The organism is Paraburkholderia sp. BR10936 (assembly GCF_040965735.1).
Taxonomy (GTDB): domain Bacteria; phylum Pseudomonadota; class Gammaproteobacteria; order Burkholderiales; family Burkholderiaceae; genus Paraburkholderia; species Paraburkholderia nodosa_A.
Genome location: NZ_JBFRCM010000004.1, coordinates 73843 through 98605 on the forward strand (window position 1 = coordinate 73843; position 24763 = coordinate 98605).

Annotated in this window: 21 protein-coding genes and 2 tRNA genes; 20 read left to right on the forward strand and 3 right to left on the reverse strand. The window is 64.1% G+C overall.

Translation table 11 applies throughout. From position 1 onward, the window contains the following. Positions 1–74: 74 nt before the first annotated feature. The 14 genes from AB4Y36_RS09885 (at position 75) to AB4Y36_RS09950 (ending at position 13728) form a co-directional block, all read left to right on the forward strand. Positions 75–968, forward strand: a complete 894-nt coding sequence (locus tag AB4Y36_RS09885; RefSeq protein WP_368682864.1) for an alpha/beta fold hydrolase — start codon at positions 75–77, stop codon at positions 966–968. A 96-nt stretch (positions 969–1064) separates the two neighbouring features. Further along, entirely contained in the window at positions 1065–1418 is a 354-nt protein-coding gene (locus AB4Y36_RS09890) for a RidA family protein (protein ID WP_069268191.1), read from the forward strand. 60 nt (positions 1419–1478) lie between these two features. Then, the gene (locus AB4Y36_RS09895; protein WP_342945945.1) at positions 1479–3728 is read left to right on the forward strand and encodes a bifunctional (p)ppGpp synthetase/guanosine-3',5'-bis(diphosphate) 3'-pyrophosphohydrolase; all 2250 of its coding nucleotides are present in this window, start codon (positions 1479–1481) and stop codon (positions 3726–3728) included. An 86-nt stretch (positions 3729–3814) separates the two neighbouring features. Further along, a tRNA-Val gene (locus AB4Y36_RS09900) sits at positions 3815–3891 on the forward strand. 292 nt (positions 3892–4183) lie between these two features. Next, positions 4184–6091, forward strand: a complete 1908-nt coding sequence (thrS, locus tag AB4Y36_RS09905) for a threonine--tRNA ligase (protein WP_368682865.1) — start codon at positions 4184–4186, stop codon at positions 6089–6091. Positions 6092–6141: 50 nt separating this feature from the next. Then, complete coding sequence (infC, locus tag AB4Y36_RS09910) at positions 6142–6663, forward strand: translation initiation factor IF-3 (protein ID WP_083245567.1); 522 nt, start codon at positions 6142–6144, stop codon at positions 6661–6663. 291 nt (positions 6664–6954) lie between these two features. Then, positions 6955–7152, forward strand: a complete 198-nt coding sequence (rpmI, locus tag AB4Y36_RS09915; RefSeq protein WP_004191477.1) for a 50S ribosomal protein L35 — start codon at positions 6955–6957, stop codon at positions 7150–7152. A 30-nt stretch (positions 7153–7182) separates the two neighbouring features. Next, entirely contained in the window at positions 7183–7542 is a 360-nt protein-coding gene (gene rplT, locus AB4Y36_RS09920; protein ID WP_004192938.1) for a 50S ribosomal protein L20, read from the forward strand. 223 nt (positions 7543–7765) lie between these two features. After that, positions 7766–8779 carry a phenylalanine--tRNA ligase subunit alpha gene (pheS, locus tag AB4Y36_RS09925; protein ID WP_069268188.1) on the forward strand — a complete coding sequence of 338 codons (1014 nt, stop codon included), beginning with the start codon at positions 7766–7768 and terminating at the stop codon, positions 8777–8779. Between the two features lie 108 nt (positions 8780–8887). After that, positions 8888–11344: a phenylalanine--tRNA ligase subunit beta gene (pheT, locus tag AB4Y36_RS09930; RefSeq protein WP_342945943.1), complete on the forward strand. Its 2457-nt coding sequence runs from the start codon at positions 8888–8890 to the stop codon at positions 11342–11344. A gap of 91 nt (positions 11345–11435) precedes the next feature. Next, complete coding sequence (locus tag AB4Y36_RS09935; RefSeq protein WP_028204248.1) at positions 11436–11846, forward strand: integration host factor subunit alpha; 411 nt, start codon at positions 11436–11438, stop codon at positions 11844–11846. Between the two features lie 127 nt (positions 11847–11973). Beyond that, positions 11974–12372: a MerR family transcriptional regulator gene (locus AB4Y36_RS09940; protein ID WP_342945942.1), complete on the forward strand. Its 399-nt coding sequence runs from the start codon at positions 11974–11976 to the stop codon at positions 12370–12372. Positions 12373–12465: 93 nt separating this feature from the next. Continuing rightward, positions 12466–12542 (forward strand) — tRNA-Pro (locus tag AB4Y36_RS09945). A 247-nt stretch (positions 12543–12789) separates the two neighbouring features. Next, complete coding sequence (locus AB4Y36_RS09950; RefSeq protein ID WP_069268185.1) at positions 12790–13728, forward strand: DMT family transporter; 939 nt, start codon at positions 12790–12792, stop codon at positions 13726–13728. Positions 13729–13819: 91 nt separating this feature from the next. Here the strand turns inward: AB4Y36_RS09950 and AB4Y36_RS09955 are convergent, their stop codons facing one another. Then, entirely contained in the window at positions 13820–15223 is a 1404-nt protein-coding gene (locus AB4Y36_RS09955; protein WP_368617734.1) for an MFS transporter, read from the reverse strand. A gap of 637 nt (positions 15224–15860) precedes the next feature. On the opposite strand from AB4Y36_RS09955, the gene AB4Y36_RS09960 reads away from it, so the two are divergent. From AB4Y36_RS09960 to AB4Y36_RS09970, 3 genes are all read left to right on the forward strand, one after another. Further along, positions 15861–16430 carry an acyloxyacyl hydrolase gene (locus AB4Y36_RS09960; protein WP_069268184.1) on the forward strand — a complete coding sequence of 190 codons (570 nt, stop codon included), beginning with the start codon at positions 15861–15863 and terminating at the stop codon, positions 16428–16430. Positions 16431–16538: 108 nt separating this feature from the next. Then, positions 16539–16859, forward strand: coding sequence for a DUF190 domain-containing protein (locus AB4Y36_RS09965; RefSeq protein ID WP_342923633.1), 321 nt, complete (start codon positions 16539–16541; stop codon positions 16857–16859). 186 nt (positions 16860–17045) lie between these two features. Further along, a complete protein-coding gene (locus tag AB4Y36_RS09970; protein WP_069268182.1) occupies positions 17046–17906 on the forward strand; it encodes a 3-hydroxybutyryl-CoA dehydrogenase in 861 nt (286 codons plus the stop codon). 16 nt (positions 17907–17922) lie between these two features. Here the strand turns inward: AB4Y36_RS09970 and AB4Y36_RS09975 are convergent, their stop codons facing one another. After that, on the reverse strand, positions 17923–19023 hold the full coding sequence (locus tag AB4Y36_RS09975; RefSeq protein WP_069268181.1) for an aldose epimerase family protein: 1101 nt from the start codon (positions 19021–19023) through the stop codon (positions 17923–17925). A gap of 58 nt (positions 19024–19081) precedes the next feature. Continuing rightward, positions 19082–20293 (reverse strand): DNA-binding transcriptional regulator, encoded by a 1212-nt coding sequence (locus AB4Y36_RS09980; protein ID WP_069268209.1) that lies wholly within the window; start codon positions 20291–20293, stop codon positions 19082–19084. A 310-nt stretch (positions 20294–20603) separates the two neighbouring features. Between AB4Y36_RS09980 and xylA the strand changes: the two genes are divergently transcribed. From xylA to xylF, 3 genes are all read left to right on the forward strand, one after another. Continuing rightward, positions 20604–21926 (forward strand): xylose isomerase, encoded by a 1323-nt coding sequence (xylA, locus tag AB4Y36_RS09985; protein ID WP_368682866.1) that lies wholly within the window; start codon positions 20604–20606, stop codon positions 21924–21926. A 102-nt stretch (positions 21927–22028) separates the two neighbouring features. Continuing rightward, positions 22029–23519, forward strand: a complete 1491-nt coding sequence (gene xylB, locus AB4Y36_RS09990; protein WP_368682867.1) for a xylulokinase — start codon at positions 22029–22031, stop codon at positions 23517–23519. Between the two features lie 195 nt (positions 23520–23714). Beyond that, the gene (gene xylF / locus AB4Y36_RS09995; protein WP_069268207.1) at positions 23715–24743 is read left to right on the forward strand and encodes a D-xylose ABC transporter substrate-binding protein; all 1029 of its coding nucleotides are present in this window, start codon (positions 23715–23717) and stop codon (positions 24741–24743) included. The last annotated feature ends 20 nt before the right edge of the window (positions 24744–24763 follow it).

Sequence of the window (24763 nt, forward strand, 5' to 3'; positions counted from 1 at the left end):
CCGACGATGCCGTGCGGCAAAGCCGTTTACAATCGGCCGAAAGCCTTGATGCGCCTTCGAGCGAGGATTCCGCGATGACCGAATCGACCGCAGTGCCGCGCCAGCAATACGTCCAGTGTCTCAGTCCCGCGGGCCTGCACCGCATCGCGTACACCGAGTGGGGCGACCCCGCCAACCCGCGCGTGCTCGTGTGCGTGCATGGACTCACGCGCTCGGGGCGCGACTTCGACCGCTTCGCGGCCGCGATGGCCGACCGGTATCGTGTCGTGTGCCCCGACGTGGCAGGGCGGGGGCTGTCATCGTGGCTGCTCGACCCGCGCGGCTACGGCGTCGCGCAGTATGTGGCCGACATGGTCACGTTGCTCGCACGTACCGGCGTGGAGAAGGTGGACTGGTTCGGCACGTCGATGGGCGGCCTGATCGGCATCGCGCTCGCGGGGCTGCCGGGCGCGCCCATCGGCCGCATGCTGCTCAACGACGTCGGGCCGCATATCGAACCCGCGTCGCTCACGCGCATCGGCGAGTACGTCGGGCAAGGCGGGTCTTTCGCTACGCTCCAGGAAGGCATCGACAACGCGGCGCTTCTCGCGGCCTCGTTCGGTCCGCTGAGTGCCGATGAATGGCGCGAGATCAATACGCCGTTGCTGCATGAAGTGGAAGGCACGTGGCGCTACCGGTACGACCCGCGCATTGCGGAGCCCTTCAAGTCGATCACGCCCGAGCAGAACGAGGAGGGCGAGAAGTTCCTGTGGCGCTCGCTCGCCGCGTTCGAAGGGCCTGTGCTCGTCGTGCGCGGCGCGCTTTCGGACCTGCTTTCGCGTGAAACCGTCGAAAAGATGGTCGCGACCGGGCGCCAGGTATCGAGCGTCGAAATCGAGGGCGTCGGGCACGCGCCGGCCTTCCTCGCGCCCGACCAGATCGCGATCGCGCGCCGTTTCTTCGACGGCGAGGCCCTTCGCGCGTCATAATATGAGATTGGCCGGCATATTCCGGCGCGCGCCGATGCGCAGCGGATCGTGCCGGTCCGGAAGTCGACCGTTTTTCACTTCTCAACAGGAATTTTCATGGCAGTCATTCGTCACCACGTTGGCCCGCGTCTCTCGGAAACCGCCATCCACAATGGCACCGTCTACCTGGCTGGCCAGATCGCCGAAGACACGACGCAAGACATCGGCGGCCAGATGCGCGAAGTGCTCGGCCACATCGATCGTCTGCTGGGTGAAGCGAACAGCGACAAGTCGCTGCTGCTCTCGGTGCAGATCTATATCGCCGACATGAAGGATTTCCCCGGCATGAACGCCGAGTGGGACAAGTGGGTTGCGCAAGGCGCGACGCCGCCGCGCGCGACGGTCGAAGCGAAGCTCGCGAATCCGGAATGCCTGGTCGAGATCGTCGTGGTGGCTGCGCAGCGCGATTGAGCGCAGCTGGTTTGATCCTTTTCGTTGTCGCCCGTCCGGCAAGCCGGTGGGCATCGCCTCATGAGTAGCGACACCGTTCCTCCTTCCCCCGCGGTTACCGCCGATCCCGGCGCGCTGCCGTCGCTCGACGACGCGCTTGCGTTCGTGCGCGAGCACGCCGGCGACGCACGTCTTTCTACGGGCGAGCCGCTCATCGAGCATGCGCAGGGCACGGCAGTCATCATGAGCCGGCTCAATGTCGACCCGCCTGCGGTGCTTGCCGCGGCGCTCTTCAATCTCGCGCCGCATCTCGACGATCCGGAAGGCGCGCTCGAAGCGCGCTTCGGCGCGGAAGTCGCGAAGCTCGTGTTCGACGTGCGCAAGCTCTTGCGGCTCGGCACCGTGAGCCTGCGCGCGGCGCAGCACGCCGTGCCCGAAGCGGGTCGCGAAAGTCGCGACGCCCAGGCGGCGCGGCGCGCGCAGGTCGAGTCGCTGCGCAAGATGCTGCTCGCGTTCGCGCAGGACATTCGCGTCGTGCTGATCCGGCTCGCGTCGCGTTTGCAGTCGCTGCGCTTTTATGCGGCGGCGAAGATCAAGCCGGCGCCCGAGATCGCGCACGAGACGCTCGAAATCTACGCACCGCTCGCCAACCGCCTCGGCATCTGGCAACTGAAGTGGGAACTCGAAGACCTCGCGTTCCGCTTCCAGGAGCCCGATACCTACAAGCGCATCGCAAAGCTGCTCGACGAAAAGCGCGTGGAGCGCGAGAGCTACGTGTCCGAGGCGATCGCGCGGCTGCAGAGCGAGCTTGCCGCGGCGCATATCCAGGCCGAGGTGAGCGGGCGGCCCAAGCACATCTACAGCATCTGGAAGAAGATGCGCGGCAAGGAGATCGACTTCTCCGAGCTTTACGACGTGCGCGCGTTCCGCGTGATCGTGCCCGACATCAAGGATTGCTACACGGTGCTCGGCATCGTGCACAACCTCTGGCAGCCGGTGCCGAGGGAATTCGACGACTACATCTCGCGGCCCAAGCCCAACGGTTATCGCTCGCTGCATACGGTCGTGATCGGCGACGACGGCCGCGCGTTCGAAGTGCAGATCCGCACGCACGAGATGCATCAGTTCGCCGAATACGGCGTGGCCGCGCACTGGCGCTACAAGGAAGCCGGTGCGAAGGGCTACGGCGGCCAGTTCAGCGCGAGCAGCAGCTACGACGAGAAGATCGCGTGGCTGCGCCAGCTGCTCGCCTGGAAGGACGATGTGTCGGATGGGCGCCAGCCGTGGGAGCAGTTGCGCCAGGCCACCCTCGACGACGACCACATCTACGTCCTCACGCCCCAGGCGCGCGTGATCGCGCTACCGCAGGGCGCAACGCCGCTCGACTTCGCCTATCACCTGCACAGCGAACTGGGCCATCGCTGCCGCGGCGCGCGCGTGGACGGCGCGATGGTGCCGCTCAACACCCAGCTGCGCAACGGCCAGACGGTCGAAATCGTCTCGGTGAAAGAGGGCGGCCCGTCGCGGGACTGGCTCAATCCGCAGCTCGGTTATCTCCAGAGCCCGCGTGCGCGCCAGAAGGTCCGCGCGTGGTTCAACGCGATCGAGGCGCAGGAAAACATCGCCAACGGCCGCGCGATGGTGGAAAAGACGCTGCAGCGCGAGGGCCGCACGTCGGTCAGTCTCGATCAGCTCGCGGCCAAGCTGGGCTTCAAGTCGCCCGACGATCTCTTCAGCGTGGTCGGCAAGGAAGAGTTCAGCCTGCGCAACGTCGAGCACGCGCTGCACGACGCGCCCGCGGCCGAGCCCGAAGAGGAGACGCCCGAGCAGCTCACCAAGCGCGCGAGCGGCGCGAACGTCGCGCATGGCGGATCGTCGGGCGTGCTGGTGGTGGGCGTGGACGCGCTCCTTACGCAGCTCGCGCGCTGCTGCCGGCCCGCGCCGCCCGACGCGATCAGCGGTTTCGTCACGCGCGGCAAGGGCATGTCGATCCATCGCAGCGACTGCCCGACCTTCCGGCGCATGGCCGCCCGCGCGCCCGAGCGCGTGCTGCACACCACGTGGTCCGCCGACGTGATGGGCGGGCGCGGTCAGTCGGTCTACCCGGTCGACATCTCGATCGAGGCGACCGACCGCCAGGGTTTGCTGCGCGACATCTCCGAAGTGTTCGCGCGCGAGAAGATGAACGTGATCGGCGTGAAGACGCAGTCTCGCCGCAATGCGGCGTACATGCAGTTCACGGTGGAAGTGTCGAGTTCGGCGCAGATCCAGCGCGCCTGCGTGCTGCTCGGTGAGGTGGGCGGAGTGCAGCGGGCGTCGCGCAGGGGCTGAGGCGGCCAGACGAGGCAGGCAAAGATTGCCGCGCTGCAAAAAATGCTTGCCAAGTCTGCGGCTACTTCATATAATCTTCCTTCTTCAGGCTCGTAGCTCAGCTGGTTAGAGCACCACCTTGACATGGTGGGGGTCGTTGGTTCGAGTCCAATCGAGCCTACCAACGAAATCGAATCCCTGGCTTTGCCGGGGGCTCAAGGCAGTAAATGCACACAGCGCGCTGCGCCTGCAAAGGAAGCAGCCATAAGGCGAATACGGTTATGACACCGCGAACGTTTACCGAAACTACTTCGGAGCGACGCTAGTCGAGGACCTCTTTCGCCTCTGCAGTCAGGTTTGAAAAGTGAATGCGGCCCCTCGAAAGCGGGGCCGCATTTTTTTTCGCTGCGAAGTTTTCCGCGGTCTGTTCCCCACGAACAATACGATGTGCCTGCGCGGCACTTCTGGAGAAAAACATGGTTGCGATACGTCTGCCCGACGGTTCGGTTCGACAGTACGATCATCCCGTCACGGTCGCCGAAGTGGCGGCTTCGATTGGCCCCGGCCTCGCCAAGGCGGCGCTCGGCGGCAAGCTCGACGGCGAACTGGTCGATACGTCGACGCTGATCGATCGCGACGCATCGCTCGCCATCGTCACGGACAAGGACGCCGACGGCCTCGACATCATCCGTCACTCGACGGCGCACTTGCTCGCCTACGCGGTGAAGGAGCTGTATCCGGAAGCGCAGGTCACGATCGGACCGGTCATCGACAACGGTTTCTATTACGACTTCGCCTATAACCGTCCCTTCACGCCGGAAGATCTCGAGAAGATCGAAAAGCGCATGCAGGAACTCTCGAAGAAGGACGAGCCGGTGTCGCGCCGCGTCGTCACGCGCGGCGAAGCCGTGGACTACTTCAAGAGCATCGGCGAGAAGTACAAGGCCGAGATCATCGAGTCGATTCCGGGCGACCAGGAAATCAAGCTGTACTCGCACGGCGGTTTTACGGACCTGTGCCGCGGCCCGCACGTGCCGTCCACGGGCAAACTGAAGGTCTTCAAGCTCATGAAGGTCGCGGGCGCCTACTGGCGCGGCGACTCGAAGAACGAGCAGCTGCAGCGCATCTACGGCACGGCCTGGACGAAGAAGGAAGACCAGGATCAGTACCTCCACATGCTCGAAGAGGCCGAAAAGCGCGACCACCGCAAGCTCGGCAAGCAGCTCGACCTGTTCCACATGCAGGACGAGTCGCCGGGCATGGTGTTCTGGCACCCGAAGGGCTGGACGCTCTGGCAGCAGGTCGAGCAGTACATGCGCGGCCGCCTGCGCCTGGCCGGCTACGACGAAATCAAGACGCCGATGATCATGGACCGTTCGCTCTGGGAAGCGTCGGGTCACTGGCAGAACTATCGTGAAAACATGTTCACGACGGAGTCGGAAAAGCGCGACTACGCGATCAAGCCGATGAACTGCCCGGGCCACGTCCAGGTGTTCAACCATGGCCTGCGCTCGTACCGCGATCTGCCCCTGCGCTACGCGGAGTTCGGCTCGTGCCACCGCAACGAGGCGTCGGGCGCGTTGCACGGTCTCATGCGCGTGCGCGGCTTCGTCCAGGACGATGCGCACATCTTCTGTACGGAAGATCAGATCATCAGCGAGTCGATCGCCTTCAACACGCTGGCGATGAGCATTTACAAGGATTTCGGGTTCGATCACATCGACATCAAGCTCTCGCTGCGCCCGGATTCGCGCGCGGGGACGGATGAGACGTGGGATCGCGCCGAGCAGGGCCTGCGCGAGGCGCTCACGGCCTGCGGTCTGCAGTGGGAAGAACTGCCGGGCGAGGGCGCGTTCTACGGTCCGAAGGTCGAGTACCACATCAAGGACGCGCTCGGCCGCTCGTGGCAGTGCGGTACGCTGCAGCTCGACATGGTCCTGCCGGAGCGCCTTGGCGCCGAGTTCGTGGCCGAGGACAACAGCCGCCGCCGCCCGATCATGCTGCACCGGGCCATCCTCGGTTCGATGGAGCGCTTCCTCGGGATTCTGATCGAGCACCATGCCGGCGCGATGCCGCCGTGGCTCGCTCCGGTGCAGGCCGTTGTGATGAATATCGCGGAAAGTCAGGCCGAATATGCCGCGAATCTGGTCCAATCGTTGCAAAAACAAGGGCTTAGAGTGGTGGCCGATTTGCGCAACGAGAAAATTAGCTATAAAATACGCGAGCACACGCTTGAGAAGGTCCCCTACCTGCTTGTCGTCGGCGACAAGGAGCGTGAAGCACAAACGGTAGCCGTGCGTGCCCGTGGCGGCGTCGATCTGGGTGTCATGCCCGTCGATGCCTTTACAGCGCGTCTTGCGGAAGACATCAAGACGTTCAGGTAAGCCACTGCGGCAGCGCGGCTCGTTTTTTTAATTTTTAGAGGAAACGTAACATCGCTACGGATAAGTCGCATCGCATCAACGGTGAAATCACTGCACCCGAGGTGCGTCTCGTCGGAATCGAGAACGAGCCGCTCGGCATCGTAAAACTGGCCGATGCGTTCCGCATGTCGGAACAGCAGGACGTCGATCTGGTTGAAATTGCCCCGCAGGCGGTGCCTCCCGTGTGCCGCCTCATGGACTACGGCAAGTTCAAGTACCAGGAATCGAAGAAGCAGCACGAGGCCAAGCTCAAGCAGAAGGTCATCCAGGTCAAGGAAGTCAAATTCCGCCCGGGTACAGACGATGGCGATTACAACGTCAAGTTGCGTAATCTCATCCGCTTCCTCGACGATGGCGACAAGACGAAGATCACGTTGCGTTTCCGGGGCCGCGAAATGGCCCACCAGGAAATCGGTATGCGTATGCTCGAGCGCCTGCGCACCGACCTCGAAGAAGTCGGTCAGGTCGAGCAAATGCCGAAGATGGAAGGGCGCCAGATGATCATGGTGCTCTCGCCCAAGAAGAAGAAGTAACTGGCGTGCCGCGCGGTTCGACCTGCGCGGCGGTCAACATGCAGTTTTCAATGACGTCTTCGGCGCCCAGGCGCAGGAGGCGGCAAGCAGGTTCCGGAACGGCGCCCGCGCGTTGCACGTGAAGTGCGGCAAACGGGCGTTTTTCCTGGAAGCGGCGGCGAGCTTGTTTTTCAAAAGCCAGCCAGTCGCCAAAACAAGTGGAGTGGGTTTCGAAGGGCGGAGTCCCGGCAAGGTGTGTGAACACTGCGCCAACCGCACACCCATGTCCATCAAATAATGGAGTTGTCTGTCATGCCGAAGATGAAGACCAAGAAGAGCGCTGCAAAGCGCTTCGTGGTTCGTCCGGGCGGTACCGTCAAGCGCGGTCAAGCCTTCAAGCGTCACATCCTGACCAAGAAGACCACCAAGAACAAGCGTCATCTGCGTGGTGCAACGGCCGTTCATGATTCCGATCTGAACTCCGTGCGCGCAATGCTGCCGTTCGCGTAATCCTCAACCGATAACTCATAGGAGCGAAACATGCCTCGAGTCAAACGTGGGGTTACCGCACGGGCCCGCCACAAGAAGATCATCAACCTGGCCAAGGGTTACCGCGGCCGTCGCAATAACGTCTATCGCATCGCCAAGCAGGCGGTCATGCGCGCAGGCCAGTACGCCTACCGCGATCGCCGCAACAAGAAGCGTGTGTTCCGCGCACTGTGGATCACGCGTATCAACGCGGCGGTGCGTCAGCACGACATGACCTACAGCGTGTTCATCAACGGCCTGAAGAAGGCTTCGATCGAACTCGACCGCAAGGTTCTGGCTGACATGGCTGTGTTCGACAAGGCTGCATTTGCTGCGATCGTCAAGCAGGTGAAGGCCGCCGTCGCTGCCTGATAGCAGGTATTGCGCAGGTTCGTTGCAGCAGACATTCCGGTAGTCTCGGTGATGCTGCAACAAAAACGGGGCTCCTCACCGAGCCCCGTTTTTGTTGGTAATCACGCTTCTTGCGCCGCTTCATGGAGTGTCTTCGCGTCGTCATTGCCAGGCGTCATCATGGCGTGCCGTGAGCGCGGAGAGGCTCCAAGTCTCAAACTCTGACGCTGAAAAGATGGGATCAATGGATCTGGACCAGATTGTCGCCGACGCGCAAAGCGCGTTCGCCTCCGCCCCCGACGTCAACACGCTTGAAAACGAAAAGGCCCGCTTTCTCGGCAAGTCCGGCGCGCTGACCGAACTGCTCAAGGGTCTCGGCAAGCTCGACGCGGAAACGCGCAAGACCGAAGGCGCGCGCATCAACGCCGTCAAGCAGCAAGTGGAAGCCGCGCTCACCGCGCGCCGCCAGGCGCTCGCGGACGCGCTCCTGAACCAGCGTCTCGCCGCCGAGGCGATCGACGTCACGCTGCCGGGCCGCGGCACGGGCACGGGCAGCCTGCACCCCGTGATGCAGACGTGGGAACGCGTCGAGCGCATTTTCGGCTCGATCGGCTTCGACGTGGCCGACGGTCCGGAGATCGAAACCGACTGGTACAACTTCACCTCGCTCAACAGCCCGGAGAACCATCCGGCGCGCTCCATGCAGGACACGTTCTACGTGGACGGCAAGGACGCCGATGGCCGTCAGCTTTTGTTGCGCACGCACACGAGTCCGATGCAGGTGCGCTACGCGCGCACGCACACGCCGCCCATCAAGGTGATCGTGCCGGGCCGCACGTATCGCGTGGACAGCGACGCCACGCACTCGCCGATGTTCAATCAGGTCGAAGGCCTGTGGATCGAAGAGAACATCAGCTTCGCAGACCTGAAGGGTGTCTACACGGACTTCCTCAAGAAGTTCTTCGAACGTGACGACATTCAGGTGCGCTTCCGTCCGTCGTACTTCCCGTTCACGGAGCCGTCGGCCGAAATCGACATGATGTTCGAGCAAGGCAAGAACGCCGGCAAGTGGCTCGAGATCTCGGGCTCGGGCCAGGTGCATCCGACCGTGATCCGCAACATGGGCCTCGACCCGGAGCGCTACATCGGCTTTGCGTTCGGCAGCGGCCTTGAACGCCTGACGATGCTGCGCTATGGCGTGCAGGACCTGCGCCTGTTCTTCGAAGGCGATCTGCGCTTTTTGCGTCAGTTCGCGTAGAGCGGCGACGCATTCGCTTGCAGTGCGCGAGGCGGACGCAGCATCTGAAGAAGGTGCGCGAGCATCCGCCTACGCGACGGTCACAATCTGTCTGGAACGTAAAACCAAATGCTATTCCCCGAATCCTGGCTGAGAAGCTTTGTCGATCCGAAGCTCACGACCGATGAACTGGCCCACGCGCTCACCATGGCCGGCCTCGAAGTCGAAGGCCTGAGCCCGGCGGCGCCCCCCACCACGAAAATCGTCGTGGGCCGGGTGCTCGAAGTCGTCAAGCACCCGGACGCGGACAAGCTCAACGTCACGCAGGTCGATGCCGGCACCGGCGCGACGCTGCAGATCGTATGCGGCGCGCCCAACGTCGCGCCCGGCATCAAGGTGCCCGTGGCGCTCGTGGGCGCCGAGCTGCCGCCCGCCGAAGAAGGCGGCAAGCCTTTCGCGATCAAGCTCTCCAAGCTGCGTGGCGTGGAAAGCCAGGGCATGCTGTGCTCCGCGCGTGAACTGAAGCTCTCGGAAGACCACAGCGGCCTGATGATCCTGCCGGAAAACACGCCGATCGGCCAGGACATCCGCGAAGCGCTGAATCTCGACGACACCATCTTCGAAATCAAGCTCACGCCGAACAAGGCCGATTGCCTTTCGGTGTATGGCATCGCGCGCGAAACGGCCGCGATCACCGGCGCGCCGCTGCAGGCGCCCGTGTATCCGAAGGTCGAAGTGAAGCTCGATGAAAAGCTGCCCGTGAAGATCTCGGCGCCGGACCTGTGCGGCCGCTTCTCGGGCCGCGTGATCCGCGGCGTGAACGCGCACGCGAAGACGCCGATGTGGATGGTCGAGCGCCTCGAGCGTTCGGGCCAGCGCAGCATCTCGGCGCTCGTCGATATTTCGAACTACGTGATGCTCGAACTCGGCCGTCCGTCGCACGTGTTCGATCTCGACAAGATCCACGGCTCGATGGACGTGCGCTGGGGCCGTAAAGGAGAGACGCTCAGGCTGCTCAACGGCAACACCGTCGAAGTCGATGAAACGGTTGGCGTGATCGCCGACGACCGCGAGATCGAAAGCCTCGCGGGCATCATGGGCGGCGACAGCACGGCCGTCACGCTCGACACCACGAACATCTATCTCGAAGCCGCCTTCTGGTGGCCGGACAGCATTCGTGGCCGCTCGCGCCGCTACAACTTCTCGACCGATGCAGGCCATCGCTTCGAGCGCGGCGTGGACTGGTCGACGACTGTCGAGCACATCGAGCGCATCACGCAGCTGATCCTCGATATCTGCGGCGGCGCAGCCGGCCCGATCGACGATCAAACCGTGAACGTGCCTACGCGCGAAGCGGTGAAAATGCGCGTGGCGCGCGCGAACCGCATCATCGGCGTGAAGATCAGTGCCGACGAGATCGCGCAGATTTTCACGCGCCTCGGCCTCGCGTTCACGCGCAGCGTTGACAACGCGGGCGACGAGAGCTTCATCGTCACGCCGCCGCCGTACCGCTTCGACATCGAGATCGAAGAAGACCTGATCGAGGAAGTCGCGCGTATCTACGGCTTCGAAAAGATTCCGGCATTGCCGCCGGTGGCGCGCAGCGAAATGCGCGCGACCCACGAAACGCGCCGTTCGATCCACGCCATTCGCCACGCGCTCGCCGCGCGCGACTACGCCGAGACGATCAACTTCAGCTTCGTCGATGCCGAATGGGAACAGGACTTCGCGGGCAACGCGAATCCCGTGAAGCTGCTGAACCCGATCGCGAACCAGCTCTCGGTCATGCGCACGACGCTGTTCGGCAGCCTCGTCAACGTGCTGCGCCACAACCTCAACCGCCGCGCCGACCGCGTGCGCGTGTTCGAGGCGGGCCGCGTGTTCCTGCACGATCCGTCGATCAAGGCGAGCGAGATGACGGTGGAAGGCTTCGCACAACCGAAGATGATCGGCGCGCTCGCGTACGGTCCCGCGCTCGAAGAGCAGTGGGGCGCGCAGACGCGCGGCGTGGACTTCTTCGACGTGAAGGGCGATCTCGAAGCGTTGTTCGCATCGCTCGGCGCCGCGAAGACGCCGCGTTTCGTGAAGGCAGAGCACCCCGCGCTGCACCCGGGACGTAGCGCACGCATCGAAGTCGATGGCCGTGCCGTGGGCTGGATCGGCGAGCTGCATCCGCGCTGGATGCAGAAGTACGACCTGCCGCATGCACCGATGCTCTTCGAGGTCGAGGCCGACGCACTGATGGCGCGCGAACTGCCGACGCCTGGCGAAGTCTCGAAATTCCCGCCGGTCCGCCGTGACATCGCGCTCGTTGTCGATCAAAAGATCGAGGTGCAAGCGCTGCTCGACGAGTTCCAGAAGGGCATGCAAGACGAGCCTTGCCGGATTGTGCAGAGGGTTGCGCTGTTCGATGAATTTCGTGCAAAATCAAATACTTCCGGACTTGGCGCGGACGAGAAAAGCCTTGCCTTCCGGGTGACCCTGCAAGATACTGGCGGAACCCTTCAGGACGAAACGGTCGATACGGCCATCAAGTCCCTGGTGGATCGCCTGGCTCGAGTGTATGGCGCCCGGTTGCGCGGATAAGCTTCTCGGCTCTTCACGTACCGACATCGGCTTCCGGTTTGCGAGGTGGCAAGTCAACCCCGCAACCGGCAGCGCGCCATTGCATAGATAGATGAACGAAATGAACTCGAGTGATTTCGAAGCCCTTCTTGCGGCACAGCGTAGCGCCATGATTCGCGACATTCCTGCCTCGTCGGCAAGCGCCACGAACGACACGCCCACGCTGACGAAAGCCGAACTCGCTGAGCTGCTGTTCGACAACGTCGGTCTCAACAAGCGCGAAGCGAAAGACATGGTCGAAGCCTTCTTCGAAGTGATTCGCGACGCGCTAGAAAGCGGCGACAGCGTGAAGCTGTCCGGCTTCGGTAATTTTCAGTTGCGCGACAAACCGCAACGACCCGGCCGCAACCCGAAGACGGGCGAGGCGATACCCATCGCGGCGCGTCGCGTGGTGACGTTCCATGCGAGCCAGAAGTTGAAGGCGCTCGTGGAGAGCGGTGCCGAGGCGAGCTTCCCGCGTTGATGCGTTGAGGTTGTTTGCCCGCGCTGGTGGCAATCTGGCGGGCGTGAACGTATAAGTAGAAATAGCGGACTTCAAGGACCCAGGCGGCGACGCCTCATTGCGCAACCCCCACGACGGCAACCCGGCGATGACATCGACAAGCGAAAAGGTCGTCTTGCCTCCCATACCCGCCAAGCGCTACTTCACCATTGGCGAGGTGAGCGAGCTGTGCGGCGTGAAGCCTCACGTACTGCGGTATTGGGAGCAGGAGTTCACGCAGTTGAAGCCGGTGAAGCGGCGCGGCAATCGTCGCTATTACCAGCATCACGAGGTATTGCTGATCCGTCGCATTCGCGAACTGCTCTATGAGCAGGGGTTCACGATCAACGGCGCGCGCAATCGGCTCGACTCGCATGGGGCGGCAGCCGACGAAGCCGGGCAGTCGGAAACCGTGGGGGCACCGGTCGCCGAAGGCAAGACCGCCCTCGTGGACGTCGATCAGTTGCGCAAGGAATTGCTGCATGTGCTCGATCTGCTCGGGCGCTGAAACACCCCGCTGAAGGCATGCATGTGAGTCGTTCACGAATTACGTGCGAAGCGGTTCTAATTAGGGAAACTCTCTGTTATACTTTCTAGCTCTCGGGGCGTAGCGCAGCCTGGTAGCGTACCTGCATGGGGTGCAGGTGGTCGGAGGTTCAAATCCTCTCGCCCCGACCAGAAATAGAGCCCGCGTAGTCGAAAGATTACGCGGGCTTTGTCTTTTGTGCACCGCGAAAAAACAAGAAGCACAGAAAGCACACGAACGAGACCGCAAGATCCGGCTGTTAATTTTTCTCACATATCGGTGAGAATCCTTCGTTATACGGCGCGTGCCGCTCGCCTTACGATACGCATACCTTCGCGCCGGTGATTCGTGCAATCGCGCGCCCGCGCGCAACCCTGTGCTCACTCAGCGCCACTTCACATGAACCCGATCGAACTCGCGCAACTGGTCCTCCTCGCCGCCCTGTGGGGCGGGTCGTTTCTGTTCATCCGCGTCGGCGTGACCGACTTCGGCGTCGCGCCGCTGATGGCGTTGCGCGTCGGCATCGGCGCGCTGTTCCTGCTGCTCGTGCTGTTTTCGCGCCGCCCCGCGCGCGAGGCGCTCGGCACGCTGCGCGAACGCGCGTGGCCGCTTTTCATTGTCGGCATCCTCAATTCGGCCGCGCCGTTCTGTCTCTTCGCGTGGGCCGAACTCACGCTCTCCGCGGGCGTCACGTCTGTGATCAACGCGACCACGCCGCTGTGGGGCGCGGTCGTCGCGTATGTGTGGCTCAAGGATCGTTTGAGTGGCCTGCGCGTGGTCGGGCTCGCGATCGGCTTCGCGGGCGTGCTCGCACTGGTGTGGGATCAGGTCGTGACGCACGCCGGCGACGGCGCATCATCCACCAGCGCCGCGCTTGCCGCCTTCGCGGCGCTCGTTGCTGCGGCGCTGTATGGCGTTGCCGCGAGCTACACGAAGCGCCATCTCACGGGCGTCGATCCGCTCACGGTCGCCGCCGGGACGATGACGGGCGCGACGCTCGTGCTCGCGCCGTTCGCCGTGGCAACCTGGCCGGCTACTCCCATCTCGCTGCATGCATGGGGCGCGGTGCTCGGCCTTGGCGTGGCGTGCACGGGCATCGCGTATCTGTTGTTCTTCCGCCTGATCGCAGCGGTGGGCCCGGCGCGCGCGATCACGGTGACGTTCGTGATCCCGATTTTCGGCATTCTGTGGGGCGCGCTCTTTCTCGGCGAGCGCGTGTCGATGGGCATGGTCGAGGCATGCGCGGCGATTCTTGTGGGCACCGCGCTTGCCACCGGCTTCGTGAAGCGCTTGCCGGGATTCACCGCGCGCCGCAGCGGCGCAGGCGCGGAACGCTAGCAGCGTAGGGCGCGTAACGCACTGCCTTGCGCGCCGGTTTAACGAAATCGCGTGACGCTCACCGTCGCGCGATTTGCATTCTGAAGTTCGCTCAAGCCGCCGCGCGAGGCACGGCTTTCACTTCCTTCTCCCGATCGCTGCGGCCAGCGCGCCCGATCGGCAACGTCGCGACGATCACCGCCCCCAGCACGAGCAGCACCGCGGAATAGATGAGCCCCGCGGCATAGCTGTGCGTCGCGTCCTTGAGCCAGCCGACCACGAGCGGATTCGCCGCCGAGCTGATATTGCCGATCGCATTGATCACGGCGATACCCACTGCGCGCGCCTGCGGCGTGAACGCCTGATCGGGCGTGGTCCAGAAGATCGACATCGCCGTGTACGACCCCGCCGATGCGAGGCACACGCCAAGCAACTGCACGAGCGGCGCGCCGCCTTGCGCCGTCAGCACGCAGCCGAGCCCGGAGAGCAGCATGGGCGCGGCGAGGTGCCATTTGCGTTCCTGACGACGGTCCGAGCGGCGCCCCCACACGATCATCGCGACGATGGTGACGATCTGCGGAATCGTCGCGACGAGGCCCACGGTGACGTTGCTCGCACCGGCGCTGAAGCCCTTCACGATCAGCGGTGCCCATACTGCGACCATCGCGAGCGTATTGACGAGGCAGAAGTACGCCGCCGCGAAGCGCAGGACCACGGGCGAGCGCAGTTGCTGCCAGAGGCTGCGCTCGCTCGCTGCTTGCGCCGTAGGCGCAGCGAGGGCCTCGGACGGCTCGGCGAGCGCGGCTTCGAGCGTGCGCTTTTCTTGCGCGCTGAGCCAGCGCGCGGCGCGCGGCGTGTCGTCGAGATAAAAGAACGCCACGCAGCCGAGCAGTGCGGCCGGCATGCCTTCGAGCACGAACAGCCATTGCCAGCCGGCGAGTCCCGCATGGCCGTCGAGTTTGAGGATGAAGCCCGAGACCGCGGAGCCGAGCGCGGCCGTCACGGGCATCGCGATCATGAAGAGCGCGTTGGCGCGGGCGCGCCACGCGCTCGGGAACCAGCAGGTGAGATAGAGCAGCATGCCGGGCAGAAAACCTGCCTCGGTCACGCCAACCAGCATGCGCAGCCAGTAGAGCGTGGTGGCGTTGGTGGCGAACATCGTCGCGGTGGAGGCGAGGCCCCACGCAATCATGATGAAGCTGATCCAGCGGCGCGCACCGACGCGCGCGAGCATCAGATTGCCCGGAATGCCGCACGCGATATAGGCGACGTAGAAGAGGGTGGTGGCAAAGCCGAACTGCGTGCTCGACAGGCCGAGGTCCTTCATCATCGTCAGGCCTGCGAACCCGATGTTGATGCGGTCGAGGAACGAGACGACGAACAGCAGGAACAGGAAGCCGAGCAAATGGCGCGAGACCTTGCGCGTGACTTGTTCGGTGGCGGCTGCGCAGTTTGACTGCGCTTGTGCGGACGTTTGCGGCACGCGCGAAGCATGCCCTTGCGGGATTGGGCTCATGTGTCTCCTCCTAAGCACCGGGACGTGAGCGTGGCAAGGGCTATGACGTTGTTGTTTGCCGCGGATCACAATTCACGCGGATTATGCGAGGCGCCTGCGCGCTGTCTGTCCTCAATTTGGGTACAGCTGCGCAGCGCATTCCGCGATGTTCGGGAATACCCGGGTCCAGGCGCCATGCCGGTTTTCCGCAGGGGGATATCGGGACGAGCAGCAAGTCTGAAAATCGTTATTCAGAGATCTGAATGCCCGGTAAATCTAAAACTCGTAATTGAGACGGATTCGTTAACGAGGTGAGTCCTATATCGCAAATCCTTCCGTCAATAATCGATGAGCACCATTTATTCGCCTCAATAATCGAAACTGAAAGCTGGCAGTCAGTCATTGTGAAGCTACAGGGCCTTGCAGTGGCGTGATTTGTTGGCTCGCCAGCGAGCGTGTTCGATTTTTCGACGCTAAACTTCGCTCTCATATGTGCGCCAGTCATTAGTGAACATTGGGGCGTGATGGTATTTGTTCTGTCCAGGTGACAAGCGCGTAGTGCATTTCGTAGGGGATTTGTGCGGATGCCGAACCTGCGCGAATCGTGGTTGTGCCCGATGCATGGCGTCATGCTGAATCGATCGAATCGGGGAAAGCTATGAAAGTAAGAAGATTCGTCTGGCACGCTCATGCAGTGCGTTGGGCGCTCACCGCGCTGTGCGCCCTCGGCGCCGCCGGCGCGCAGGCGGACAACACGTTTGGCGTGCAGCTTGGAGCGGGCGTAGCGGACCACGACGTGAAAAAGCTCGACCTCGGCCTGGTGTGGGATCCGGGCCTGCAGTGGTGGCACATCGGCGGGTATCACTTCACGCTGGTTGGTGAAGCGCATGTCGCCTACTGGAAGCTGAATGCGCCGGACGCCGTTTACTCGCATATCTGGGAATACGGCGTGACGCCCGTTTTTCGCTTCATCAAGGACAGCGGCTGGTTCAAGCCCTTCATCGAGGCGGGCGTGGGCTTTCACTTTCTCTCGCACGTCCGGCAGACGCCCGATCGCGCGACGTCGACGTCCTTCCAGTTCGTCGACATGGTCGGTGTTGGTGCGCAGTTCGGCGAGCACGGCAACTATCAGGCCGGGTTCCGTTTCCAGCATTTGTCGAACGCGGATATCAAGGCGCCGAATCCCGGTACGAACTTCAGTCAGATCTACTTCCAGTACAACTTCTAGGGTGCCAGCGGGCATCCCGGCGTCTGTCAGGACGCGTGCTAGAATTTTTTTGCATGCCGCCTGTCGCGCGGCGCTCAATGACTGGATTTCCGACTGCATGGAGGTCCCATGCCCGCAGGCAGTCAACTCACGCTCTATACGAGCCGCAAGCACAAGAAGGGCCACAAGTCGGCGGTCGCGTGGATCATCGACGCCGCGCGTGCGCAGGGCGTCTTCGGCATCACCGTGCTGGAAGGCTACGAAGGCCTCGACGCCCACGGAAAGATGCACGCCGCCCACTTCTTCGATCTGGCCGACGAGCCCGCCGTGGTGCTGATCGTCGCCGACGAGCCCTCTATCGACGCGCTCCTCGTCACGCTCGAAGCGGGCGGCGTCGAACTCTTCTATACGCGCACGCCAATCGAGTACGGCCGCCTCGGCGGCGCTTGACCGGCAGGGTCTTCACGCCGCCGCGCAGGCGCTTCGCCGCAGGTCCTCCCCGTCACGCGGGCGCCAGTCGATTCCCGCAACCCGTTACACTCTGGGTATTGGTGCGGTGCACCACGCATTGCGCCGCACGACCGGCATTTTCCATAGCGACACGCCGGAGTCGCAGACAAGGAGTGAGGACGAGGCATGGCAATCGAATCGGTAGGGATCGTGGGCGCAGGCACGATGGGCAACGGCATCGCCCAGGCCGTGGCGGTGGCGGGGCTCAAGGCGGTGATGATCGACGTCACCGATGCGGCGCTCGCCAAGGGCGTCGCCACGCTCACCCATAGCCTCGAGCGGCTCGTCTCGAAGGGCAAGCTCGAAGCCGGCGCGCGCGACGCCGCGCTCGCACGCATCGAAACGACCACCGACTATCAGCGCCTCGCGAGCGTCGATCTCGTGATCGAGGCGGCGACCGAGAACGCCGAGCTCAAGACGCGCATTCTCAAGCAGATCGAAGCCGCGGCCCGCCCCGACGCGATCGTCGCGTCGAACACCTCGTCGATCTCGATCACGGCCCTCGCGACCACGCTCGCCGACCCGTCGCGCTTCATCGGCATGCACTTCTTCAACCCGGTGCCGATGATGCCGCTCGTCGAGGTGATCCGCGGCCTGCAGACGCGCCCGGAGGTCGCCGAGTCGGTGCGCGAAATGGCGCTGCGCCTCGAGAAGACGCCGATCGCCGTGAAAAACGCGCCGGGCTTCGTGGTGAACCGCATTCTCGTGCCGATGATCAACGAAGCGTTCTTCGTGCTCGCGGAAGGCATTGCGAGCGCCGAGGAAATCGACGCCGGCATGAAGCTCGGCGCCAATCATCCGATCGGCCCGCTCGCGCTGGCGGACCTGATCGGCCTCGACGTGTGTCTTTCGGTGATGGACGTGTTTCTGAAGGACTTCGGCGACTCGAAGTATCGTGCGTGCCCGCTGCTGCGCGAGATGGTCGCGGCGGGCCAGCTCGGCCGCAAGACCGGCCGCGGCGTGTATCAGTACGACAAGGTGTCGTAAGGCCTCGCGCCCGGCTTCAGGCGAGCACGCTTACGCGGTATTGCGTGACCTGCCGATAGGTCTTGCCGGGCTGCAGCACCACTTCGTCACAGGCGGGCGCTTCCATGTTGATCTGGTTCGGGAAGCCGCCCGCTTCGAGGCACAGCCCCGCATAGCGCGCACACGTCGCGCCCCGGCGTCCCGGCTGTCCCTCCAGATAATTCCCCGTATAAAGCTGCAGGCCGCGCTGGTCGGTCGAGACGGCAAGCTCGCGTCCGCTGCCCGGCTCGTAGACGCGCGCGACCGGCCGCACCGGCCATCGCCCCGGCGCGGCGTGCAGCGTGCCTGCCGTGCTCTCGGGTGCGCGCAGCACGTAGCAGTGGTCGAAACCGCGTGCGCGCTCGAGCTGGGCGTTCGGCCAGTCGAGCCGCGCGCCGAGCGGCGCGCCATGGCGGAAGTCGAAGGCGCTGCCCGAGACGTCGGCGATGCGCGCGGGAATCAACTGCGGGTCGACTTCGAGGAACGCGTCCGCGTCGATCGTCAGCACGTGGCCGCGAATGTCCGGGCTCGCCTCGCCGGAGAGGTTGAAATAGCCGTGGCTCGTGAGATTGAGCGGCGTAGGCGCATCGGTCACGCCCTCGTATTCGAGCGTCAGCGTGCCGTCGTCGTCGAGCGTGTAGCGCACCTGCACGCTCACGTTGCCCGGAAAGCCGCCATCGCCTTCGGGTGAGTCGAGTCGCAGCACCAGCGAGCCCCGATCCTCTTCCACCTGCCACATCTGCCGATGAAAGCCGTTCGCGCCGCCGTGCAGCAGATTGCCGTTCTCGTTGCGATCGAGCGGATAGTCGATGCCGTCCAGCGTGAAATGCGCACCGGCGATGCGGTTGGCCCAGCGTCCCACCAAACCGCCCATGTACGTGGTGGCGGCGAGATAGTCCGCCGGCGTGTCGTGGCCGAGCAGGATATCCGCGAGGCGGCCGGCGCGATCGGGCGCGAGCCATGAAACGAGCGTGGCGCCGAGGTCGCTGACTGTCACCTTCATGCCCTGCGCGTTGCGCAGCGTGTAGAGCCGCACGGCGTCGCCGCCGGGCAGGGCGCCCCACGGTTCGGAAGTCAGATGGGCAGCAAGAGTGTTCATGAGGTGAAGGGAACGTATGAAGAAAGCGTGTTTGTCCGGGATGGCCGAAGCCGCTTCATCAAGTGGACAGGCGTGGGCCCGAAGCGTTCGCGACACTGTCCTGATATTCGCGCGGCGTGCATCCCAGTTCGCGCCGGAATACGGCATACATGTACTGCAGCGACGTGAATCCGCAGCGGATCGCCACCTCCGCGCTCGAGGCGTCGCGGCTCGCGAGCATCGCCTTGGCGGCGTCGAGCTTGTGGCGCAGGATTTCCTGGTGGACCGTGCATTGCAGTTCACGCCGGAAATAGTCTTCCAGCGACGAGCGCGATACGCCGACATAGTCGGCCACCTGCTCGGTCTTGATGCCCTGGCAGGCGTACTGGCGGATGAAGTGGCGCGCACGCATGACATGCGGGCTCGACAGCGGCTCGTGGCGGGTCGATTCGAGCACGTTGATGCCGACGGGCGGCACCAGAATGCGTTGGCCCGGAAAACGTGCACCGCGCAGCATCTGGTGCAGCAAGTGCGCGGCGGTCTTGCCCATTTCCTCCGTGCCCTGGATGACTGACGAGAGCGGAATGCGCGTGAGCGTGCGGGTGAGCGGATCGTTGTCGATGCCGATGATCGCCACCTGCTCGGGCACGGCAATGCCGTGAATCAGACACGCCTGGAGCAAATGCCGCGCCCGTGCGTCGGTCACGGCGATCACGCCCACGGGCTTGGGCAGGCTGTGCAGCCAGACGCTCAACTGCTCGATGGCCTGGTTCCAGGCGCTGGCGCTGGTGGCCTGGCCGCGGTAGATCGGCGCCTGTACGCCCTCTTCGCGGGCGAGCGCCTGGAACGCCAGTTCGCGCTCCTGCGCCCAGCGGTTTTCCTGCGCGACGGGCAGGCTGTACATCGCGAGGTTCGGCAGGCCCGCACCGATCAGATGCGTCCAGGCCAGCGAGACCAGTTTGCGGTTGTCGGTCGCGATATAGGGCACGTCGGCCGGGTACTGGGCGGCGTCTTCGAATGACGAGCCCACGGCGACCACCGGCAGCGGGCAGCCGCGCAGGGCGTCGGCCACGTCGGGGTCGTCGAAGTCGGCGATGATGCCGTCCCCGTCGAAGCGTTCGATGCCCGCGAGGCGACAGCGGAAGTCTTCCTCGAGAAAGAGATCCCATGCGACGCGCGTGGAGCGCAGATAGTGGCCAATCCCCGCAATGATCTCGCGGTCGTACACCTTATTCGCGTTGAACAGCAGCGCGATCCGGTGGGGTGTCTGGGAAGCGGGGGCACGGGTCATGTCGGGTCGGCGGTTGTTCGCCCGGCGCGGATCGCCGGCGGAAAACCGCCATGTCTCCAGTTCGGGCGCGGTGCGCGCCAAGGTGCACCGCGCTACGATGTCTCTGGCGCCTGCGGCGCGTCATTTTAAGCGTCCGGTTATTTTAGGCCCAGATTCGGGTTCGCGGGCAGGCCGGTCGCGCCCGTCGGCAGGAAACGTTAGAGGTCTCACGCAATTTCGCAATTGCCGCGCTTTGCGCGTCGCGGGCAGTATGGCGTCACACAGAGGGATGCACGCTGCGCCGCTGCGCTGCAACAACATTGGAGACATCATGTCGTATTTCGAACATATTCCCGCCATTCGATACGAAGGCCCGCAGTCGGACAATCCGCTTGCGTACCATCACTACGACCGTAGCAAAAAGGTGCTCGGCAAGACGCTCGAGGAGCATCTGCGCATTGCCGTGTGCTACTGGCATTCGTTCGTCTGGCCCGGCAACGATATCTTCGGGCAGGGCGCGTTTCACCGCCCGTGGCAGCAGCCCGGCGACCCCATGGAACGCGCGCACCAGAAGGCCGACGCGGCGTTCGAGTTTTTCTCGAAGCTAGGCACGCCTTATTACACGTTCCACGACACCGACGTCGCTCCGGAAGGCAAGGACCTGAAGGACTACACGGAAAACTTCAAGCGCATGGTCGACTACCTCGGCGAGCGCCAGCAGGCGAGCGGTGTGAAACTGCTCTGGGGCACCGCCAACCTGTTTTCGAATCCGCGCTACGCCGGCGGCGCCGCGACCAACCCCAACCCCGAAGTCTTCGCCTACGCGGCCACGCAGGTTTGTCATGCGCTCGACGCGACGCGCAAGCTGGGCGGCGAGAACTACGTCCTGTGGGGTGGCCGCGAAGGCTATGACACGCTGCTCAATACCGACCTCAAGCGCGAGCGCGAGCAGTTCGCACGCTTCCTTTCGATGGTGGTCGAGCACAAGCACCGCACCGGCTTCACCGGCACGCTGCTGATCGAGCCGAAGCCGCAGGAGCCGACCAAGCACCAGTACGACTACGACGTTGCGACGGTGCACGGCTTCCTCACGCAATACGGTCTGCAAAACGAAATCCGCGTGAATATCGAGGCCAATCACGCGACGCTCGCAGGCCACTCGTTCCACCACGAAATCGCCACCGCGTTCGCGCTGGGTGTGTTCGGCAGCGTCGACGCGAACCGCGGCGATCCGCAAAACGGCTGGGATACGGACCAGTTCCCGAACAGCGTCGAAGAACTGACGCTCGCGTTCTACGAGATCCTGGGCCACGGCGGCTTTACCACGGGCGGCATGAACTTCGACGCGAAGGTGCGCCGCGCGAGCAGCGATCCGGAAGACATGTTCTATGGTCACGTGGGTGCGATCGACGTGCTCGCGCTGGCGCTCGAGCGCGGTGCGGCGCTCGTGGAAAACGACCGGCTCGAGCAGTTCCGCAGCCAGCGCTACGCGGGCTGGGACAGCGAGTTCGGCCGCAAGATTCTCGCCGGCGGCTATTCGCTCTCGTCGCTCGCCGCCGACGCAATCTCGCACGGCATGAATCCGCAGCACGCGAGCGGCCAGCAGGAGCGGCTCGAGAATGTCGTGAACCAGGCCATCTACGGCCAGCGCTAGCCGTGCCACGGCGCGCGAAAAATCATTAGCGCGCGCCGTCAAATTCGCAATTGCGCCGTTTGCGATTGAAGGCAAACTGACGCAAAAAATCAGGACGGAGACATGTTCATCGGTATCGACCTCGGCACGTCGGGCGTGAAGGCCGTGCTGCTCGATCGCGCGGGCGATGTGCTCGGCAGCGCGAGCGCGCCGCTCACCGTGAGCCGGCCGCAGCCGCGCTGGTCCGAACAGGCGCCGCAAGACTGGTGGCTCGCCACGCAGAGCGCGTTGCGCGCACTCATCGACGAGGCGCGCGGGCGCGGCTTCGACCCCGCACGCATCGAGGCGCTCGGCCTGACCGGCCAGATGCATGGCGCGACGCTGCTCGACGCGCAGGGCGAGGTACTGCGTCCCGCCATACTGTGGAACGACGGTCGTTCGGATACCGAATGTCTCGAGCTGGAGCGCGCCGTACCGCAGTTGCACGCCATCGCGGGCAATCTCGCGATGCCGGGCTTCACGGCGCCGAAGCTGTTGTGGGTGCGCAAGCACGAGCCTGAGATCTTCGCGCGCATCGCGCACGTGCTGTTGCCGAAGGACTATTTGCGCTGGCTGCTCACGGGCGTGTTCGCCACCGATCCCTCCGATGCCGCCGGCACGCTGTGGCTCGATATTGCGAAACGCGACTATAGCGACACGCTGCTCTCGGCCTGCGACCTCACGCGCGCCCAAATGCCGGAGGTATTCGAAGGCGACCAGGTGACCGGCACGCTACGGCCCGAACTCGCGCGCCAATTCGGCCTGCGCGAAATCCCGGTCGTGGCGGGTGGCGGCGACAACGCGGCGGGCGCCGTGGGCGTGGGCATCGTGCGGCCCGGCGACGCGATGCTTTCGCTCGGCACTTCCGGTGTCTATTTCGCAGTTTCGGACGGCTTTCTTGCCAATCCCGATTCCGCGGTGCACAGCTTCTGCCATGCGTTGCCGCACACGTGGCACTTGATGTCCGTGATGCTCAACGCGGCCAGTTGCCTCGACTTCACGGCGCAGTTGACGGGTTACGAAAGCGTCGCCGCGTTGCTCGCCGATGCGCAAGCGAACTCGAACGCCGAGCGCGACGCGCGCCGGCCGTGGTTCCTGCCGTATCTGAGCGGCGAGCGCACGCCGCACAACAACGTCAACGCGAAGGGCGTGTTCTACGGTATGACCCCGCAGACCTCGCGCGCCGATCTGGCGAACGCAACGCTGGAAGGCGTGGGCTTCGCGCTGCTCGACGGCATGGATGCGTTGCATGCGGCGGGGCTCGTGCCGGACACGATCACGGTAATTGGCGGCGGCTCGCGCAGCGCCTGGTGGACGCAGATGCTCGCCGATATCAGCGGCCGCGCGCTCACGTTGCGCGCAGGCGGCGAGGTGGGGCCGGCCCTTGGCGCCGCGCGCCTCGCGCATCTCGCGCTCGAACCGGGCGCGCCGCTCGACGAAGTGTGCCCGCAGCCGCCCGTGCTGGCGATTCGCGAACCTGACGCCGCACGCCACGCCTGGTATCGCGAGGCGCGCCGTCCAACCTTTAGCGCGCTGTATCGCGCGCTCGAACCGGTTTTCGCCACCGGCGCCTGACTAGCGGCGCCGGCGAAGAAAAAACTGCACGGCCGGTGTAGTCGTGCAGCTGATTAGTCGTCCTACGGTTATACCGCACGCTGTGCTGTTTCGCGTGTGTTCCGCATTTACATCGGCAGCACCCTGATAACCATCGCCGCGGCGGCGACGCGTTCGCGCGCGCCTGCGCACCGGCATCAAGAGGAGTATGGAGACATGAATTTCGCCAAACGTCGTTCGGTTCTGAGTTCGCTCGTATGCGGGGCCGTGCTCGCGAGCCTGTCGCTTGCTGCACCGCTCGCGCACGCGAGCAAGGATCATCCCGAGATCGGCTTCTGCATCGACGACCTGCGTGTCGAGCGCTGGTCGCGTGACCGCGACTACTTCGTCGCCGCCGCGGAAAAGATGGGCGCGAAGGTGTCGGTGCAGTCGGCGGACGCGAGCGAAGAGCGTCAGGTCTCGCAGATCGAAAACCTCATCTCGCGCGGCGTGGATGTGATCGTGATCGTGCCGTTCAACTCGAAGGCGCTCACCAATGTCGTTGCCGAAGCGAAGAAGGCGGGCATCAAGGTCGTTTCGTATGACCGCCTGATCCTCGACGCCGACATCGACGCGTACATCTCGTTCGACAACGAGAAGGTGGGCGAGCTCCAGGCGAAGGGTGTCTACGATGCACAGCCGAAGGGCAACTACTTCCTGCTGGGCGGCGCGCCGACCGACAACAATGCGAAGATGCTGCGTGAAGGACAGCTGAAGGTCCTCAAGCCGGCCATCGACCGTGGCGACATCAAGCTGGTCGGCCAGCAGTGGGTGCCGGAGTGGAGCGCGTCGACGGCGCTGCGCATCATGGAAGACGCGCTCACCGCGAACAACAACAAGATCGACGCAGTCGTCGCCTCGAACGACGGCACGGCGGGCGGCGCGATCCAGGCGCTCGCCGCGCAGCATCTCGCGGGCAAGGTGCCCGTGTCGGGCCAGGACGCGGACCTCGCAGCGGTCAAGCGGGTGGTGGCGGGCACGCAGACCATGACGGTCTACAAGCCGCTCAAGCTCATCGCGGGCGAAGCCGCGAAGCTCGCCGTCGATCTGGCGAAGGGCCAGAAGCCGGCGTACAACGCGCAGTACGACAACGGCAAGAAGAAGGTCGATACGGTGCTGCTGCAGCCGACGCTGCTCACGAAGAGCAACGTGGACGTCGTCGTGAAGGACGGCTTCTATACGCAGGCGCAACTGGCAAGCCAGTAACGCTTATGGCCTGACGGCCC